10 protein-coding genes are annotated in these 17,298 nt (G+C 76.2%); 6 read left to right on the top strand and 4 right to left on the bottom strand.

Annotated elements, in window-relative coordinates:
* The first annotated feature begins 81 nt into the window (after window positions 1-81).
* The 6 genes from ACIO9K_RS01835 (at window position 82) to ACIO9K_RS01810 (ending at window position 13,562) form a co-directional block, all read left to right on the top strand.
* Window positions 82-939 (top strand): DUF4132 domain-containing protein, encoded by an 858-nt coding sequence (locus tag ACIO9K_RS01835; RefSeq protein ID WP_400326075.1) that lies wholly within the window; start codon window positions 82-84, stop codon window positions 937-939.
* Entirely contained in the window at window positions 936-6,110 is a 5,175-nt protein-coding gene (locus tag ACIO9K_RS01830; RefSeq protein WP_400326072.1) for a hypothetical protein, read from the top strand. The genes ACIO9K_RS01835 and ACIO9K_RS01830 overlap by 4 nt, the downstream gene beginning before the upstream one ends.
* Window positions 6,107-7,306 (top strand): AAA family ATPase, encoded by a 1,200-nt coding sequence (locus tag ACIO9K_RS01825; RefSeq protein ID WP_400326069.1) that lies wholly within the window; start codon window positions 6,107-6,109, stop codon window positions 7,304-7,306. Before ACIO9K_RS01830 ends, ACIO9K_RS01825 begins: the two co-directional genes overlap by 4 nt.
* A 4-nt stretch (window positions 7,307-7,310) precedes the next feature.
* Window positions 7,311-11,048: a DUF5682 family protein gene (locus ACIO9K_RS01820; protein ID WP_400326066.1), complete on the top strand. Its 3,738-nt coding sequence runs from the start codon at window positions 7,311-7,313 to the stop codon at window positions 11,046-11,048.
* Complete coding sequence (locus ACIO9K_RS01815; protein WP_400326063.1) at window positions 11,045-12,982, top strand: hypothetical protein; 1,938 nt, start codon at window positions 11,045-11,047, stop codon at window positions 12,980-12,982. The genes ACIO9K_RS01820 and ACIO9K_RS01815 overlap by 4 nt, the downstream gene beginning before the upstream one ends.
* A 100-nt stretch (window positions 12,983-13,082) precedes the next feature.
* Window positions 13,083-13,562, top strand: coding sequence for a MarR family transcriptional regulator (locus ACIO9K_RS01810; RefSeq protein ID WP_363616485.1), 480 nt, complete (start codon window positions 13,083-13,085; stop codon window positions 13,560-13,562).
* A 145-nt stretch (window positions 13,563-13,707) separates the two neighbouring features.
* On the opposite strand, the gene ACIO9K_RS01805 is transcribed toward ACIO9K_RS01810, so the two are convergent.
* Genes ACIO9K_RS01805 through ACIO9K_RS01790 form a run of 4 tightly spaced genes read right to left on the bottom strand, consistent with a single transcriptional unit; the run spans window position 13,708 to window position 17,283 of the window.
* Complete coding sequence (locus ACIO9K_RS01805; protein ID WP_363579559.1) at window positions 13,708-14,283, bottom strand: ATP/GTP-binding protein; 576 nt, start codon at window positions 14,281-14,283, stop codon at window positions 13,708-13,710.
* A 53-nt stretch (window positions 14,284-14,336) separates the two neighbouring features.
* Complete coding sequence (locus ACIO9K_RS01800; protein ID WP_400326060.1) at window positions 14,337-14,717, bottom strand: DUF742 domain-containing protein; 381 nt, start codon at window positions 14,715-14,717, stop codon at window positions 14,337-14,339.
* Window positions 14,714-15,145, bottom strand: a complete 432-nt coding sequence (locus ACIO9K_RS01795; RefSeq protein WP_360205186.1) for a roadblock/LC7 domain-containing protein — start codon at window positions 15,143-15,145, stop codon at window positions 14,714-14,716. Before ACIO9K_RS01795 ends, ACIO9K_RS01800 begins: the two co-directional genes overlap by 4 nt.
* Entirely contained in the window at window positions 15,145-17,283 is a 2,139-nt protein-coding gene (locus tag ACIO9K_RS01790) for an ATP-binding protein (protein ID WP_400326056.1), read from the bottom strand. Before ACIO9K_RS01790 ends, ACIO9K_RS01795 begins: the two co-directional genes overlap by 1 nt.
* Window positions 17,284-17,298 lie beyond the last annotated feature (15 nt).

Genomic DNA, 17,298 nt, shown 5'->3' with positions numbered 1-17,298 from the left:
GCGGCCTCTCCGGCTGCCGCTTTGTCAGTGGGCCTCGCTACGTTCCTCGCATCGCTGACCGGCAGGTGGGAGGAGACGTCCGTGGCATGGGTGGAAACAGGCGCGGGAGGGTACCGCGTCGCGCTCGACGGGGAGGGCAAGGTGGTCTGCCGCAACGCGGCGGGCCGCGAGCTGAAGTCCCTGCCGTCGAAGCTCGGTGACGATCCGGTGGTCGTCCAGCTGAGGCAGCTCACCGAGTGGCTGGCCGCGCACGAGCGGCGCTGCCAGGAGGACGTCGAGCGGTGGATGGTGCGCTCGCTGCCGGTGCCCGCCGCCGTGCTGACCGCGGTCTGGGCGGACGAGGCCTGGCAGGCCGTCCTGCGCGACCTGGTGGTCACCGGCTCGGACGGCGCCGTCGCCGGCTTCCTGCGCGGTGCGGACGCCGAGCGCGGGATCGGCCTGGTGGACCTGGACGGCGACACCGTCCGGCTCACCGGCGGAGAGATCCTGATACCCCACCCCGTGCTGCTCCCGGACCTCGACGACCTGCGCGAGTTCGCCGTCGAGCTCGGCGTCTCCCAGCGAGTGCCGCAGCTCTACCGGGAGGTCTGGCACCGGCCGGACGAACTGCCGGCCGGCACCGAGGTCACCACCTACGCCGGCGGCCGCTACCGGGAGCTGCGCGAGCTGCTCGGACGCTGCGCCCGGCTCGGCCACCGGGTGCGCGGCGGCTCCGCCGTCCAGCCCGTGGTGGAGGCGGGGCGCACCGTCGAGGCCCGCGTCTGGGTGGGCGACTACTACGAGTACGACGCCTGCGAGACGGGTGCGCTCAGCTGGGCGGGCCCGGACGGCCGGGTGCTGCCGCTCGCCGAGGTCGGCCCGATCGCCTGGTCCGAGGGCATGCGGATGGCCGCCGCACTGTACGCAGGCCGCACCATCGAAGGGGAGGACGCCGCATGACCGCCACCGGACTCGACCAGAGGGCCGTTCAGGACGCCGACCGGGCGGCCGCCCAGGACACCGGGCCGCACGAGCGGCTGCTCGACGCGGGGGCCGTGCTCCCGCCCGGCACCCTGCCCGGCGCCGGCCGCCCCGACAGCGCCGCCGACGTGCTCACCGCCCGTGCCTACACCCACCCCGTGCTCGACGGGCGCCGGATCGTCCGGCTGGTCCCCGGTGCGCTCGGACCGGCCGAGGACCTCGCCGTCGACTTCCTCGGGCTCGTCCCCGACGGCGCGCCCGCCGAGGTCGGCCAGGTCCGCCAGGAGGCGCTCGGCTTCCCCGCCTGGGCGCTGGTCCACGACCCGGCCAACGGGCACCACGCGCTCGCCCTGGTCAAGGAGATGGAACGGCTCTCCCGCCAGGCCCGGTCCAAGCCCGGCACCGCCAAGGACGGGTTCGAGGCGCTGGCCGCCCGTCTCGGCCGCGCCGTGCCGCACTTCCTGCCCACCTTCTGCGAGGAGGTCGGCCGGATCTTCCTCGCCCACGGCAACCAGACCTACGCCGCCAGCTACTTCGGCAAGGCCCGCGAGGCCGAGCGCACCTACCGCCTGACGGTCGACGAGGAGCGGCTGCGCGCCGTCTTCCTGGAGTTCGCCCTGGCCGGCGCGCTCACCGTCAAGTCCCTGCGCCAGTACGTCAAGGAGCTCGCCGGACGGCTCGACGCGCTGACCGCCTGGCAGCGCTTCCGCCAGCTGTGCACCGAGCGCTCCGCCGCCGGCATGGCCCCCTACGCCGGGGTCGCCGAGGACGCCCGCGCGCTGATCAAGGCCGCCGGGCTGGACCGCGCCGAGCACGAACAGGCGCTGCTCGCCGAACTGCTGGCCGCCCCGGGCGTCAACCGGGCGCCCGGCGCGTTCTGGAAGTCCTGGCACGGTTCCCTGACCGAACTCGGCCGGCGCGACCCGGCGGTCCGGGCCCGGCTGCTGGAGCTGATGCCCGACCCGGCCGGCACCGACGCCGCCCTGAACGACACCACCTGGCTCGGCCTGCTCGCCGAGACCGGGGCCGAGCAGCTGCTCACCGGCCCGCGCCCCGAGGGCGCCGAGGGCTCCGAGCCTGCCGCAGCGTGGCTCCGGCGCTGGTGCCACCACCTCGGGCGCGGCTGGCGCTCCCGGCCCAGCTGCGCCGCCACCGTCGCCCTGGCCGGCCGGATGGCCGAGCGGCTGCGGGCCGACGGAGTCCCGGTGGACCTGTACACCGACGTCCGCCGCAGCCAGACCCAACTCGACCTGCTGGACCAGCTGCTCGCCCACGGCGTGCCCGTCGCCGACCCGTCGGCCACCCACCGGTTCGACCTCAAGGACTGGGTCGATCAGTGCGGCGCCGACAGCACCGGCCTCGCGGCCGTCGCCGCCGACCCGCGCTTCCGGCCCGCCCTGCGCGCCGCGACCGCGCCCGCCTGGGACACCGCCGTCAAGCGGCAGGTGCCCGCCCTGCCGCTGCTGCGCCGCCTGTTCGAGGAGTGGGCCGAACTCCGGGCCGACGAGCTGACCGCCGCCCGCGGCCTGGCCGGCGCCGCCGACCTGGTGCAGTCGCTGAGCCCGTACCGCACCGCCGTGCGGGCCGTCGCCCCGGCCGCCGCCGAGCGGATCGCCGCCCTCGACGTCACCGCCCTGCTCGCCGGGGCGCTCGGCGTCGGCATCCTCGACGAACTCGGCTGGCCCGCCCTGGAAGAGGCCCTGGCCAAGCTCGCCGACCCGACCGACCCGACCGACCCGACCGACCCCGCCAAGCCCGTGGACCCTGCGGACCCCGACTCCGCCGGGCCGGACTCGGAGTCGCCCGACACCCCCGGCCTCAACGGCGGGCGCCTCACCGGCCTGATCGTCGAGGACGCCTGGCCGCACCTGATCCTCGCCCGCCACGACCAGGCCGTCGTGGTCGGCCCGCAGGGCGTCCTGCTGGAGCACACCCTGCGCCTGCCCCCGGCGAAGGAACGCTGGAACCAGCCCCGGCTGCGCTTCGTCGACGGCGAACTCCTCGTCGCCTGGTACCAGGACGGAAAGCAGCACGCCTACTGGTCCAGCCGGCCCGGCGAGGTCATCGAACTCACCGGCGAGACCATCGCCGGCTACTACTACGGCGACCGGGATCCTGAGCCCCCCTCCCTCCCGCTGCCCGGCGGCGGCCGCACCACCGGCGAACGCCCGCTGCACCCCGGCGACACCCGGATGCCCGGCGAACACCGGGTCCTCGGCGACGGCACCGGCCACTGGACGCTGCGCTACGGCCAGGACGGCGCCGTCCTGCGCGAACTCGACCCGCACACCGGCGCCCTCGGTCGCGCCGCCGAACCACCGGTGATCGCCGCCACCGCGGCCGCAGGCTGGCTGCCCGCTGCTCGCGCCCGACTGCTGCCGCTCCAGCCTGGCCTGGAGCAGACGCCGCTCGGCACCGACGGCACCGTGCTCGGCAGCTGGGTCCGGATCGACCCCGGCCGCGCCGTCACCACCACGACCGCCGACGGACAGGCCATCGTCCTGCCGATCACCGACGGCCACCCGGACCACGTCCCGGTCGGCCGCCTCACCCTCCCCGGCCAGGCCCGACCGGTCGTCACCGAGGCGCAGCGCGGCGGCCTCGCCCTCACCCTGCCCGACCTGGCCACGGACACCGACCGCACCGCCGACCTGCGCCCCTGCCGCCCGGGGGACTTCGCCGCCGCCGGCACCGGGCTCGTCCCCCCGCTCGACCACTGGCACGCCCTGCGGCCCCGCGACGAGGCAGGCTCCCGCGTCCTGCGTGGCGTCGACACCGAGCAGGCCGCCCGCCTGATCGACGCCGCCTGGCCGACCGACAGCCGGCCCGCGCCCGAGGAGGAGCAGCGCTGGATCACCGTCCAGGGCGTCCGGCGCCCGCTCGCCCGCTCCGGTGGCGCCCGCCGCGCCCTGCCCGTTCAGGCGGTCGGCACCGTCCTGCCCGGCATCAGCCACCCGCTGCTGCTCGCCGGGGTCGCCGGGCTCGCCCGCACCGCCGCCGACCTGCTCGACCGGACCGCACGGTTCGTCCCGCAGCCGGAGGCCGAGAAGCCGTCCAAGGCCGAGGCCGCCGAGTACCGGCCCGAGCACGGCCGTGACCACGAACTGCGCGAGGCCGTCACCACCCTCCTGCCCGACGTCGCCTGCTTCGGCCCCAACTGGGGCGACGGAGACCGGTGGCGGGTGCTCACCAACCTGCGCGCCGTCACCGCCGTCCTGGCCGACCCGCCGACCGCCACCGGCGAGGGCTGGAGCACCCCGGCCACCGTCACCCTGCAACACGGCGACACCCACCACGGCTGGCTCCACCTGCTCGGCCGTCTCGACACCCTCGCCTACGCGGTGGCCGCCCCGCTCACCGAACCGGCCCACCGCGCCAGCCTCGTGCTGCTCCTCGGCGAACTGACCGAGGGAGTGCTCGCCGACCGCGGCGCCGCCCTGCGCGAGATCGTCCTCGGCGAACCCGCCGACCGCGCCGACCGCCGCCGGCCCGCCGTCCCCCGCGAGGGGCAGGTGCTGCGCCACGGCGACCGCACCGTCGTCATCCTCGGCCACCGTCGGCACCACGAGGGCACGGAGCAGTGGTACGCCGTCGACCACGACCCGAGCGGCGCGTTCGGCCCCGTCGCCCACTTCACCACCGTCAAGGAACGCGGCACCGAGGAGCGGGTCGACGCCGCCTGGATCGCCGCGCTCCGGCAGGCGGCCGTGCTGCACGGCGGCGCCCCCTGGCAGCCCGCCCGTGCCGTCGCCTTCGGCGGGCTCACCGGGATCGGTGCCGCCCGCGCCGCCCTGCTGCTCAGCCCGCCGCCCGGGCTCTTCCAGTGGCACAGCGCCGTCCTGCCCGCCGACCGCCTCGCCGAGTACGGCCTCAAGTCCACCGAGGCCAAGGCCGCCCGGGACTGGCTGCGCGGTCGCGACCGGACCACCCTCGCCGACGTCTGGGGCGCCCTGCTGCCCGCCGACCCGAAGACCCTCTGGACGGAGGGCCCCGACGTCGACGCCGGCGCCGCCGCCTGGATCCGGCACTTCGGCCGGCTGGTCACCCTCCCCGAGGCCGCCCAGGCCACCGTCACGGGCGCGCGGATCGAACACATCGAGGCTGTGCTCAACCTCGCACAGACCCCCTGGCTGACCGGCACCACGGCCTTCCGGCTCAGCGACGACGGCGGGTCCACCCCCCAGCTGCTCGCCGAGGACCAGAGCGCCGCACCCGCCTCCGGCGACCTCGGCCACGCCGTCGACGCCCTGCGCTGGCTCGCCTACCACCTGCCCGCCGACAGCCCGCTGCGCCCGCTGCTGCCCGCGGCCGCCGCCGCGCTGCGAAGCCGCCTCGCCGACCCCGACCTGCTGCTCGACTTCCACCTCGTCCACACCACCAAGGGCGCCTCGATGTCGGCCGTCCTGCGCACCCACTTCGGCCTGCCGGCCGCGGGCGGAGTCGACCCGAACGGACTGGTCGACTGCGGCCCGGCCCTCGTCCTGACGCCCTACCACGGCGAGTACGAGCGGGTCTGGCTGCGCCCGGCCGGGCTCACCGGCCCCGAGGACCCGGTGCTCGAACTGCTCGGCGGGCTGGGCGCCAGCTACTGGCTGGAAACCGAGCGGGGCGCCATCGAGGCCGTCCTGCGCGGCGAAGTGGAGCGTCTGGCGGCCGCCGCCGCCGGCCCCGCCGCCGCGGCCGGTGACGCCGCGGCCTGGCTACAGCACCCGCAGCTCACCGTCCCCGACCTGGTCGCCGAGGCGGCCCGGGCCCACGGCCTCGGCGAGGACGCCGCGGTGCTCTACCTCCAACTGCTGGCCCTGCCCGACCCCACCGACCGCAACATCGCCCGCTGGACGGGCTGGAAGCCGGCCAGGCTCAAGCGCGCCCGCGCCGAACTCGCCGCCACCGACCTGGTACTGGAGGCCAAGCGGGCCCGGGCCGGCCGCACCCTCTTCCTGCCCGGCGGCTGGCAGGAGGCCAAGGCCCCCGCCCTGCCCGCCGAGACCTGGAAGGCCGCGCTCTACGAACTGCCCACCCACCGCGTCTCGCTGCCCTACCTGCCCGTCCCGGAGCTGTTCGCCCGGGCCTGGCAGCGGACCCTCGACGGCGACGCCCCCGGCTACGAAGAGCTCCAGACCAGCAAGCGCAGGAAGGCCCGCCGATGAGCGCCACGCCGACGAACAGCACACCGACCAACAGCACACCGACGGGCAGCACACCGGTGAGTGCCGACGCCGCCCCCGCGAGCCGGCAGATCATCCCGCCCGAGGAGAAACACGCCGCCGAACTGGAGTTCCTGGCCGCGTACGACACCGGCCCGCGCCCGCCCGGCTGGCGGCTCACCCCGCGCGCCGTCGTCACCTTCGTCATGGGCAGCGACGGCGAGAAGCTCAAGGCCGGCCGCCGCGGCCTCGCCATCGAGCAGAAGTTCGTCGGCGAGCGCGCCCTCGTCGAACGCTGCGTCGTCACCCTCGCCGGGGAGCGCGGCCTGCTGCTCGTCGGCGAGCCCGGCACCGCCAAGTCCATGCTCTCCGAACTGCTCGCCGCCGCCGTCTGCGGCACCAGCGCGCTCACCGTCCAGGGCACCGCCGGCACCACCGAGGACCAGCTCAAGTACGGCTGGAACTACGCCCTCCTGCTCGCCAAGGGGCCCAGCCGGGACGCCCTGGTGCCCTCCCCGGTGCTCACCGCGATGACCGTCGGGGCGGTGGCCCGCGTCGAGGAGGTGACCCGCTGCCTGCCCGAGGTGCAGGACGCGCTGGTCTCCCTGCTCTCCGAACGGCGGGTCGCCGTCCCCGAGTTGGCCGGCACCCCGGACGGACAGCTGCACGCCGCCGCCGGTTTCACCCTGATCGCCACCGCCAACCTGAGGGACAAGGGCGTCAGCGAGATGTCCGCGGCGCTCAAGCGGCGGTTCAACTTCGAGACGGTCGGCCCGATCGCCAGCCTCGCCGCCGAGGTCGAACTCGTCCGCCGGCAGTCGACCGTCGCCGTCGCCCGGGCCGGAGCCACCTACGCGGTGGACGATGCCGTCCTGGAGGCCCTCGTCACCGCCTTCCGCGACCTGCGCACAGGCCGCTCCACCGAAGGCTGGGACGTCGAGCGCCCGTCCACCGTGATGAGCACCGCGGAAGCCGTCTCGGTCGCCACCGCGCTCGGTGTCACCGCCGCCTACCTGCCCGACGGCGGCGACCTGCTCGGCCGCCTCCCCGGCCAGCTCATCGGCGTCGTGCGCAAGGACGACCCGGCCGACGCCGCCCGGCTGCTCGGCTACTGGGACGGACCGGTCCGCCGGCGCGCCGAACAGGGCGCCGGCACCTGGCGCACCCTGTGGGACCTTCGCTCGGCCCTGGAGGCATGAGGCGATGACCAGCACGGTGACGCCCGCCCCGGCCAGCCCTGATCGCCAGGCCGGCCGCGACCACCAGGACGGCCCCGCCCGTCCGTTCGGTCCTGACCACCTGGACGGCTTGGACGGCTTGGGCGGCTTGGGCGACCCGCGCCAGGCCGTCCGGGCCGCGGCCGACCAGCTGGCGGCCTCCGGCACCGGCCGGCCCGGGCCCTACCTGATCGGCGTGCGGCACCATGCGCCGTCGCTCAGCGCGGTCCTCCCCGCGCTGCTCAACGCCGCCAAGCCCGAGGTGGTGCTGGTCGAGCTCCCCGCCGAGTTCCAGCCCTGGCTCGGCTGGCTGGCGGACGAGGCCACTCAGGCCCCCGTCGCCCTCGCGGCCGCCCCGGCCGGCCGCGAGGGCGGTCGGGGCACCGCGGCCGATTCCGGCCCCGGCCGGCTCGCCTTCTACCCGTTCGCCGACTTCTCCCCGGAGCTGGTCGCCCTGCGCTGGGCCCGGCGCAACGGCGTCGAGACGCTCGCCTGCGACCTCCCGCTCGCCCACCGCACCACGCTCCGCGGGGAACGACAGCCCGTCGCCGACGCCCCGGGCACCCCCGGCGTCGCCGACGCGCTGCGCCACCGCCTCACCGGGCGCGCCTTTGACGACGACCTGTGGGACCGCCTCGTCGAGACCGCAGCCCCCGGCTCCACCCCCGACGCCGTCCGGCGCGCCGCCCTGCTGGTCGGCTGGGCGCTGCGCCGCGACGCCGAGACCGGCTCCGGCGTCGACCCGTACGACCTGCGGCGCGAAGCCTGGATGCGGGCCCGGATCCAGGCCGCGGCGGCCGACGGGCGCCGGGTCGCCGTCGTCGTCGGTGCCTTCCACGCGCCCGCCCTGCTCGACGGGCCCGCCGCCACCGAGGAACCGCCGCACCCGGACGACCTCGGGCACGCCCTCTCCCTGATCCCCTACACGTACCCGCTGCTCGACGCCCGCTCTGGCTATCCGGCGGGCATCCGCGATCCCGAGTGGCAGCACACCGTCCTCGACGCCGGCGGCGACCCCGACCGCCTCACCCGGGCACTCACCACCACCGCCGTCCGGATCTGCGAGGCACTGCGCAGCCAGGACCACCCCTCCGGCCCGGCCGACGCCCGCGAGATCGTCCGCCTCGCCGGAGACCTCGCCCGCCTGCGCGGCCACGCGGCCCCCGGCCGCGGCGAACTCGTCGAAGCCGTCCAGACCGTCCTCGCCCAAGGCGAACCCCTCGGCCGCGGCCGGGCCGTCGCCCGGGCGCTCGAACGCGTCCTGGTCGGCACCCGAACCGGCCGCGCCACCCCCGCGGCCCCGCGCAGCGGGCTCGCCCCCGCCGTCGAAACCCTCCTCGCCGACCTCGGCCTCCCCGGCCCCGCCGACCCCGAGCCCCGCGAACTCCGCCTCGACCCGCTGCGCACCCCCCTCGACCGCCGCCGCGAGATCCTCCTCCACCGCCTCACCACCTGCGGGGTCCCCTACGCCGACCCCGTCACCACCACCGGCGCGGGCGGCACCGAAACCATCGGCACGCGCTGGAGCCTCCACTGGACCCCGGCCACTGCCGCGATGCTCACCGTCGCGGGCACCCGAGGCGTCACTCCCGCGCAGGCCGCCGAAGGCACCCTGCGCGAACGCCTCCGCCGAGAACAGCAGGCCGACGGTCCCACCGCCCGCGAGGTCCTCCAAGGCCTCACCGACGCGGCCGCCTGCGGCCTCCCGGCCCTCGCCGACACCCGCCTCACCCAACTCGCCGCCGTCCTCCCGTCCTCCGGCACCCTCCCCGAACTCCTCGACGCCCTGGCCCTCCTCGACCGCCTCGCCGCCGGCCACCTCCCGGGATACCCCTCACCCGACACCCCCGACGGCTCCGACGGCTCCGCACCCTTGCCCGATGCACCCGATGCGTGCGGGTCGTCGGCCGTGCGGGCGGGGCGGTTGGGGGCGGTGGGCGAGGTGTTGACCGTGGCAGCCGTACGGCAGTTGGAGGGGCTGGGCGGGTCGGACGATCCGGCGGATGCGCGGGCGCTGGTGGAGCTGGCGCGGCGGGCGGACCTGGACGGCGGGTTGCGGCTGGGGCACGTGCTGGCCGAACTTGCGGACCGGGGGAGTCCGTTGGTGCGAGGTGCGGCCGGAGCGGTGCGGGTGCTGGTGGGCCGGGAGCGGGCGGAGGTGCTGGGCGGGCGGGCGGCTTCGTGGGTGGACGGGGCGACCGGTCCGGAGGCCCGGCACGCGCTCGGTCGGGGGCTGGTCGGCCTGCTGACGGCGGCGGAGGGGCTGTTCGCCGCCGCGCCGGAGGCGCTGGAGCCCGTGCTGGAGCGGATCACCTCGCTGCCCGACGCCGCCTTCCTGGACCGGCTGCCGGCGCTGCGCGGCGGCTTCGACACGCTCAGTCCGGCCGCCCGGGACCGGTTGCTGGTCCTGGTCGAGGAACGCCTGGGCACCCGGCTCGCGAGCCTGCCCGAGGACGTCCCACCGGCGGTGGTGGCCGGCTGGGTCCGCGCGGATCTGGCCGCCCGCGCGGCGCTGGCCCGGCGCGGCCTGCTGCCGGCGCCCGGGGACGACCCGGTGCCCGAGCCTCCGCACCACGTCGACCCTCTCCCTTCCGCACCCGTCGCCACGCGGCACGCCCTCGCCCCGGCCGAGCGCTGGCGGCTGCTCCTCGGCCGCCCCGGCAGCGGTGGCCTGAACGGGCGTTGCGCCCGACTCGCCACCGCCCTGGACGAGTTGTACGGCAGCGGGCGAGGCGAGGGCTCCGGCCCGGGCCTGGACGGGCGGTCCGGGCGAGGAGGCCGCGAGGCGCCCTTCCCGGGGGTGCGGGAGTGGGCCGAGGAACTGTCGGCGCTGTTCGGGCCGGGCGTCCGGGAGGAGGTGCTGGCGGCCGCCGTGGCGCAGGGCCGGACGGACGTCCTGGAGGCGATCGAGCCGGGCGCCGTCCGCCCGTCGGTCGACTTGCTGCGCACGGTGCTGGAGCATGCGGGCGGCCTGCCGGAGGCGAGGGTGGCGCGGCTGCGTCCGCTGGTGCGGCGTCTGGTGGACGAGCTGACGAGCGCGTTGGCGACCAGGCTGCGTCCGGCGCTGACCGGGATCAGCGTGCCGCGTCCGACGCGTCGGCCGGGTGGCGGACTGGACCTGGACCGGACCATTCGCGCCAATCTCGCCACGGCCCGCCCGTCGGGGGACGGCGGCACACTCATCGTGCCCGAGCGCCCGGTGTTCCGGACCAGGGCCCGGCAGTCGGCCGACTGGCGGCTGATCCTGGTCGTGGACGTCTCCGGGTCGATGGAGGCGTCGACGGTCTGGGCGGCGCTGACGGCGTCGATCCTGGCCGGAGTGCCTTCGCTCAGCACCCACTTCGTGGCGTTCTCCACCGAGATCGTCGACCTGACCGAGCGGGTGGAGGATCCGCTGAGTGTGCTGCTGGAGGTGCGGATCGGTGGTGGCACCAGCATCGCGGGCGGCCTGCGGTACGCGCGGAAGCTGGTGACGGTGCCGTCCCGGACGCTGGTCGTGGTGGTCAGCGACTTCGAGGAGGGCGGTCCGGTGGGCGGCCTGCTGGCCCAGACCCGGGCACTGGTGGATTCCGGTGTGCACCTGCTCGGCTGCGCGGCGCTGGACGACACGGGGACGGCCCGCTATTCGAAGGCGGTCGCGGGCCAGCTGGTCGCGGCCGGCATGCCCGTGGCGGCGTTGAGCCCGCTGGAACTGGCCCGCTGGGTGGGGGAGAAGGTGCGATGAGTGTGACGGAGCGGACGAGCGGCTGGCCGGTGGTCCGGCCGGAGGTGGTCGCGGAGGTGGTGGCCGGGTTGAGCGCCCGGTTGCAGAAGCGGCTGGACGGCGCGGCGGCGAAGCTGGCGGAGCGGCCGGTGATCCGTTGCGGTGACGAGTGGCGGGTGGAGGTGGATGAGGAGACGGCGCTCGTGCTGCACGCCCCGGGCGCGGTGGTCGCGGATGCGGCCGACGTGCGCTGCGGCTGCCTGCTGGCCCCGGCCTGCGTGCACCGGGCCGCTGCGGTCACGCTCTGCCCGTTGGCCGAACTGGCCGAGCTGGCCGAGGAGACCGAGGAGGTCACGCCGACCGAGGTCGCCCCAGCGTCCTCGGAGGAGGCGCAGCCCGAGGCCGGGCCCACCCCGGTGGAGGTGGCGGCGGCCCGCCACCTCCACCGGGCCGGGTGTGCCGTGCTGGCCGCCGGGGTGAGCGGCGCGGGGGCGGTCGCGCAGGCCGAGCTGCTGCGGGCGGCCCACCGGGCGCGGCTGGCGGGGTTGTACCGCCCGGCCGCGGCGGCGGTCGCGGTGGTGACGAGGGTGCGCGCGGCCCGGTCCGGGGCGCCGGACCACCGGCTGGCGGACCTGGTGGCCGGTCTGCGTGAGCTGCTGGACCTGACCACCGCTCTGAGCACCGGCTGCGGCCCGGTCGCCGAGCTGCGCGGCACCGCTCGCCAGGCGTACGGCGAGGAGGGCGGGTTGCGGCTGTACGGGCTGTTCGCCGAGCCGGTGCTGACGGCCACGCATGCGGGAGTGGTGAGTTGGGCGGTGGACGCCGGGGGGCGGCTCAGCACGGTGGCCGAGGTGATGCCGCACGGTGACGTGGCGGCCGCGGCCCCGCAGGCGGTCGGTGCGGGCAACCGGACGGTCCGGCTGGGGGAGGCCCCGCTCAGCCACCGGGAGTTCAGCCGTGCCGGGCTGGCCGTCCAGGGCGCCACCCGGTCCGCCGCCGGGCGGCTGGGCGCGGGTGCTTCCGTCCGGGCGGTTCGGGCGGCGGGCGCGGCGTGGACGGCGGAGCCGGTGGCCGCGCTCTGGGCCGAACCGGCGGCCGCCCAGGTGGCGCGGGCGCTCGCGGCGGAGCCGCTGCCGTACGAGGGCCGTCCGGCCGGGAGCGACCTGCTGTTCCTGGACGTGACTCTGCTGGGCCCGGCTCCGGCCGGCCCGGGCGGGGCGCCGAGGCTGCTGGCGCGCTGCGAGGGCGGTGCCGACGGTGCCGACGGCGGCTTGGTGGTCGGTCTGTGCACGGGGCACGAGCACCCGGGGCTGGCCTTCCGGGCGAACCTCGCACTGCTCGCCACCGCGCCCGGCCTGCGGCTGCGGGTGATCGGCCGTCTGGAGCGATCGGACCGGCCAGAGCTTCGCCTGCTCGCGATCGGCACACCCCCGGAGCCCTCGACGGTCCCCGAGGTCCCCGGCCTTCCCTCGCTCGCCGTCCCCGCGGACCGGGCCGACCGGGTCAATCTCGGCCTCGAACGCCTCCAGACCGCGGACCTCCGGACCGCCGACCTCCGGACCGCCGCACCCGCCGATGCCGGGCCCGGCTTCCCGGCCGGTCTCCCGAGCGAGGCCCCGTACGGTCCACCCGTCCACGTGCTCGGCCGCCGGGTCGAGCAGGCGGTCACCACCGGGCGCCACGCCCTGGCCCCGAGCGCGGCCACGGCGGCCGCCGACGGGAGCCTGCTGCGCGCCGCCGGGCTGGTGACGGCCGCCGAGCTCCTGGACGCCCTGCGGGCCGCCGCGGCCGACCGGCGCCGCGACGTGTTCGGCCGGGTGGTCCCGGACGACCACGACGCCTTTGCCGGGTCCTGGCTGGCGGCCGCCTGCTACGCGGAGGAGCTGGCCGCCGCGCTCTGCGCCGCCGCCTGGGCCGGGGAGCCCGTTCTGGACCGGCATCAGGGGGAGGTATAAGCAAAAGTATTTGCATAGACAGCTAATCCGCGTCGGCTGGCATACTTGTCGCAGGGAAGACGTCGCGAGACGTGCAGGGACGTGGAAGGGAAGGCGAGCTATGGGTATCCGCGACGACGCGGCCGAGGTCCGGGCCCGTGGCTGGCGGACTCTCGCCGCGCTGCACGGGCTGATCGACGCGGCGCTGGAGAAGGCGCTGCAGGCGGAGCACCGGCTCTCGGTGGTCGAGTACACGGTGCTGGACGCCCTGTCGCGGCAGGACGGGTGGCACATGCGGATGCAGCAGCTGGCCCGCGCCGCGGCGCTGAGCAGCAGCGCGACGACCCGCCTGGTGACCAGGCTGGAGGACCGTGGGCTGCTCAGCCGCTACCTCTGCGCCGACGACCGGCGCGGGATCTACACCGAGCTGACGCCGGAGGGCCGCGCCCTGCTGACGGCCGCCCGCCCGGTGCACGACGCCACCCTGGAGGCGACGCTGGCGCAGTCCGCCGAGGTGCCGGAGCTGGCACCGCTGGTCCACGCGCTCTCCGGACTCGACGACCCGGCCGGGCTCACCGGCCGCACTCCGTCCAACGCCTGAACCCTGGCCAACGCCTGAACCCCGTCCAACGCCTGAACCCCGTCCAACGCCTGAACCCCGGCCCTGACCTGGCCCCCGACCCCGACCCCGACATCAAGGTCGGCGCCGGCCCCGGCAAGCCGGCAAGCCCGTGCGGACCGGACGCTCAACGCCGCCCGGCGGACAGGGCGTTGCGGTGCACCTGGTCGAGCAAGGCGAGCAGCAGCTCCTTGCTGGACGCCCGTTCCCGCACGTCGCAGAGCACGATCGGGACCTCGGGGTCGAGGTCGAGGGCGCGCCGGACGTCCTCGGGGCTGGCGTCGCGGCGGCCGTGGAAGCAGTTGACGCCGATCGCGAACGGGATGCCGCGCTGCTCGAAGAAGTCCACGGCGGCGAAGCTGGATTCGAGCCGCCGGGTGTCGGCGAGGACGATCGCCCCGAGGGCGCCGAGCGCGAGGTCGTCCCACATGAACCAGAACCGGAACTGGCCGGGTGTGCCGAACAGGTAGAGCACCAGGTCCTCGCGGACGGTGATCCGGCCGAAGTCCATCGCCACGGTGGTGGTGGACTTGCCCTGGACGCCGTCGAGGCTGTCGACCCCGATGCTGGCGCGGGTCATCCGCTCCTCGGTCTGCAGCGGTTCGATCTCGCTGACCGAGCCGACCATGGTGGTCTTGCCGACGCCGAAGCCGCCGGCGACGAGGATCTTGACCGCGCCCGGCACCAGGCTCTGGGTCGTCAATTCGGGTCTCCTGGAGTGGGACTGAGAGGTGCGGGGCGGTCGGGTCCGCAGGGTCAGAGCCGGCGGACGCCCTCGATCACGGCCTGGATCAGCGAGATGTCCGGCGCCTCGGCGAGCTGGACCGGGGCGCGGGTGAGGATCAGCCGGGCCTCGGCGAGGTCGTCGAGCAGCACCTTGACGACGCTGACCGGCAGGTCGAGGGTGGCCGCGATCTCGGCCACGGCCAGCGGGCGTTCGCGGCACAGGTCGAGGATCGCGGCCGGTTCGGGCGTGAGCCGGCTGGTGTCGGTGCTCGGGTCGGAGGTGACCACCAGGGTGATCAGCGCGAATCCGTCACGGACCGGGCCGGTGCGCCCGTTGGTGATCGCGTAGGGGCGGACCAGATGGCCTGCGTCCTTGTCGTAGAACCAGGCCTCGTCGGCGTCGGCGGTCACGCACCGCCGCCCGCGCCGGCCTGGCCTGCGTCGCTGCGCGGCGCCGCGGTGAGGTACTGGCCGACCTGCTTGACCAGCATGTTGATCTCGTAGGCCATCAGCCCGGCGTCCACCTGCTCGCTGGTGAGGACGGCGAGCCGGGCGCCCTGCCCGGCGGTGGTGACGAACAGGAACAGCTGGTCCATCTCGACCACGGTCTGCCGGACCCGGCCGCCGTTGAAGCGGTGGCCGGCGCCGCGGGCGAGGCTCTGCAGGCCGGAGGCGACGGCGGAGAGGTGTTCGGCGTCGGCCCGGTCGAGACCCTGGGACATGCCGACCAGCAGGCCGTCCTCGGAGAGGACGATGGCGTGCCGGGTCTCGGGTACCCGCGCCACCAGCTGGTCCAGCAGCCAGTTGAGGTCGCGCTGGGTGTCGGTGTGCTGCGTCATCACTGCTGTTCCTTGGCTTCCTGAACGGCGGAGGCTTCCCGGGCGGCGGAAGGTGCGGCCGGGAAGTTGGGCGCGGCGGGCGCCTGGCGGGCGGTGGGGATGGTCGGCGCGTCGGGGTCGGCCGCGCGGGCGGTCCGGGTGCCGCGCTGGATGGCGGCCATGGTGGTGCGGGAGCGCTGTGGCGACGGGTCGTCGGCCCTGGCGGCCCCGGTTTCTCCGGTGGCCCCGGTGGCTCCGTGCCAGGGCCCGGCCTGGGTCGGCGGGCCGACCACGGGGGGCGGCATGGCGCCGGGAGCGTGGGCCTCGCGGAGCTGTTCGGCGAGGCTGGCGTTGCGGACCCGCTGCGGCAGGACCCGCGGGGTGCGCAGTTCGCCGTCCGGTCCGTGGTGCAACTGTTCCTCCTGGGCGCGTTCGTGCGCGGGCGCAGGGGGCTCGGCGGTGGCACCGTAGAAGGGCCCGGCCGTGGTCCCGGCCGTGGTTCCGGCCGGCACGTCCGCAGCACGGCCGTCGGCCGACGGCTCACCGGGCGAACTGTCGGACGGGACCTCGTACGGGCGCGGGAGAACGGGCCGGGGGACGACCACGGCCCCGGGCAGGCCGGGTATCTCGGCACCGACCGGCAGACCGCCGTTGGCCGGGCCGGGGGCGGCTCCCCCGGCCGGGCCGCCCTCCAGGGGGTACTGGGCGAGCAGTTCGCCGATGATCACACCGCTGCCACCCGCACCGGGCACGCCAGGAGCTCCGGGAACACCAGGCACGCCGGGGAAACCAGGCGCCACCAGGCCGCCGGCGACACCACCAGCCCCGGGCCCGCCGGGCCCGCCGGGCGCACCCGGCTCGGCCCCGGGCGCCGGAGCGCCCGGTCCGGTGCCGATCAGCCCGCCGAGCGCGCCGGTCAGCCCCCCGTCCGGACTGCCGGGGTCGTTGCCGCCCGCCGCCCGCAGGGGCTCGGGGACGGGGGTCCGGGTGACCCGCGCGCCGGACGGCAGCCCGGCCATGGCGGCCGGCTGTTCGGCCTGCTCCAGCAGCACCGACGGCACCAGCACCACGGCCCGGGTGCCGCCGTAGGGCGAGGGCCGCAGGGTGACCTGGATGTCGTGCCGGGCGGCCAGCCGTGCGACGACGAACAGGCCGAGGCGCAGGTCGTCGCCGAGGGCGGAGACGTCCAGCTCGGGCGGGTTGGCCAGGTAGTCGTTGAGCCGCTCGTACTCGTCCTCGCCCATGCCGAGGCCGCGGTCCTCGACCTCGACCGCCAGGCCCTTGGGGACTTCCTGCGCGGAGACCTGCACCTGGGTGTACGGCGGGGAGAAGGTGGTGCCGTTCTCGATGAGTTCGGCGATCAGGTGGATGACGTCGGCGACGGCCTGTCCGCTGAGTGAGGCGCGCGGCACGCCCTGGACGACGACGCGGGCGTAGTTCTCGGTCTCGGAGACGGCACTGCGCAGCACGTTGACCATGGGCACGGCGTTGCGCCAGCGCCGGGCGGGCAGGGCGCCGCCGAGGATGACGAGGTTCTCGGCGTTGCGCCGCATCCGGGTGGCGAGGTGGTCGACCGCGAACAGTTCGCGCAGCAGCTCGGGTTCCTCGTGCTCGCGTTCCAGGGCGTCGAGCATGCTGATCTGCCGGTGGATCAGGATCTGGGTGCGGCGGGCGATGTTGAGGAAGACCTTCTTCGTCCCCTCGCGGCCCTGGGCCTGGTGGATGATGGCGGCGACGGCTGCCTGGCGGACGGCGGCGAGGCCGTCGGAGGTCTGCTGGACCTCGTCGCCGGTCCGGCGGGACGGCGACCAGGCGGGCGGTGTGGGCACGGGCTCCCCGGCGCGCAGCCGTCCGACGACCTCGGGGATCTCGTCCTGGGCGAGCGCGAGGGTGTCGGCGCGCAGTGCGCCGAGGCGGGCGGACAGGGTTCGCGCGGTCCGGATGCCGTGGACCAGGCTGATCAGCAGGACCAGGGCGACGACGGCGCTTCCGGCGATCACGGCGGTGCGGTGTTCGGCGCCGCGCAGCAGGTAGGCGGCGTAGCCCCAGGCGGCGGCTAGGCCCAGGCTGGGGACCAGGACGAGGGCGAGGAGCGAGCTGCGGAGCGAGCCGGACCGGCCGGCGCGGTGGGCCGTGCGGGGGGCCGATATGCCTGGCATCTGATTCCTTGGTGC

The sequence above is a fragment of the Kitasatospora sp. NPDC087271 genome, from assembly GCF_044744605.1.
Taxonomy (GTDB): Bacteria; Actinomycetota; Actinomycetes; order Streptomycetales; family Streptomycetaceae; genus Kitasatospora.
Note: the sequence above shows the minus strand (reverse complement) of the source record. Positions and strands in the feature narration are given on the sequence as shown.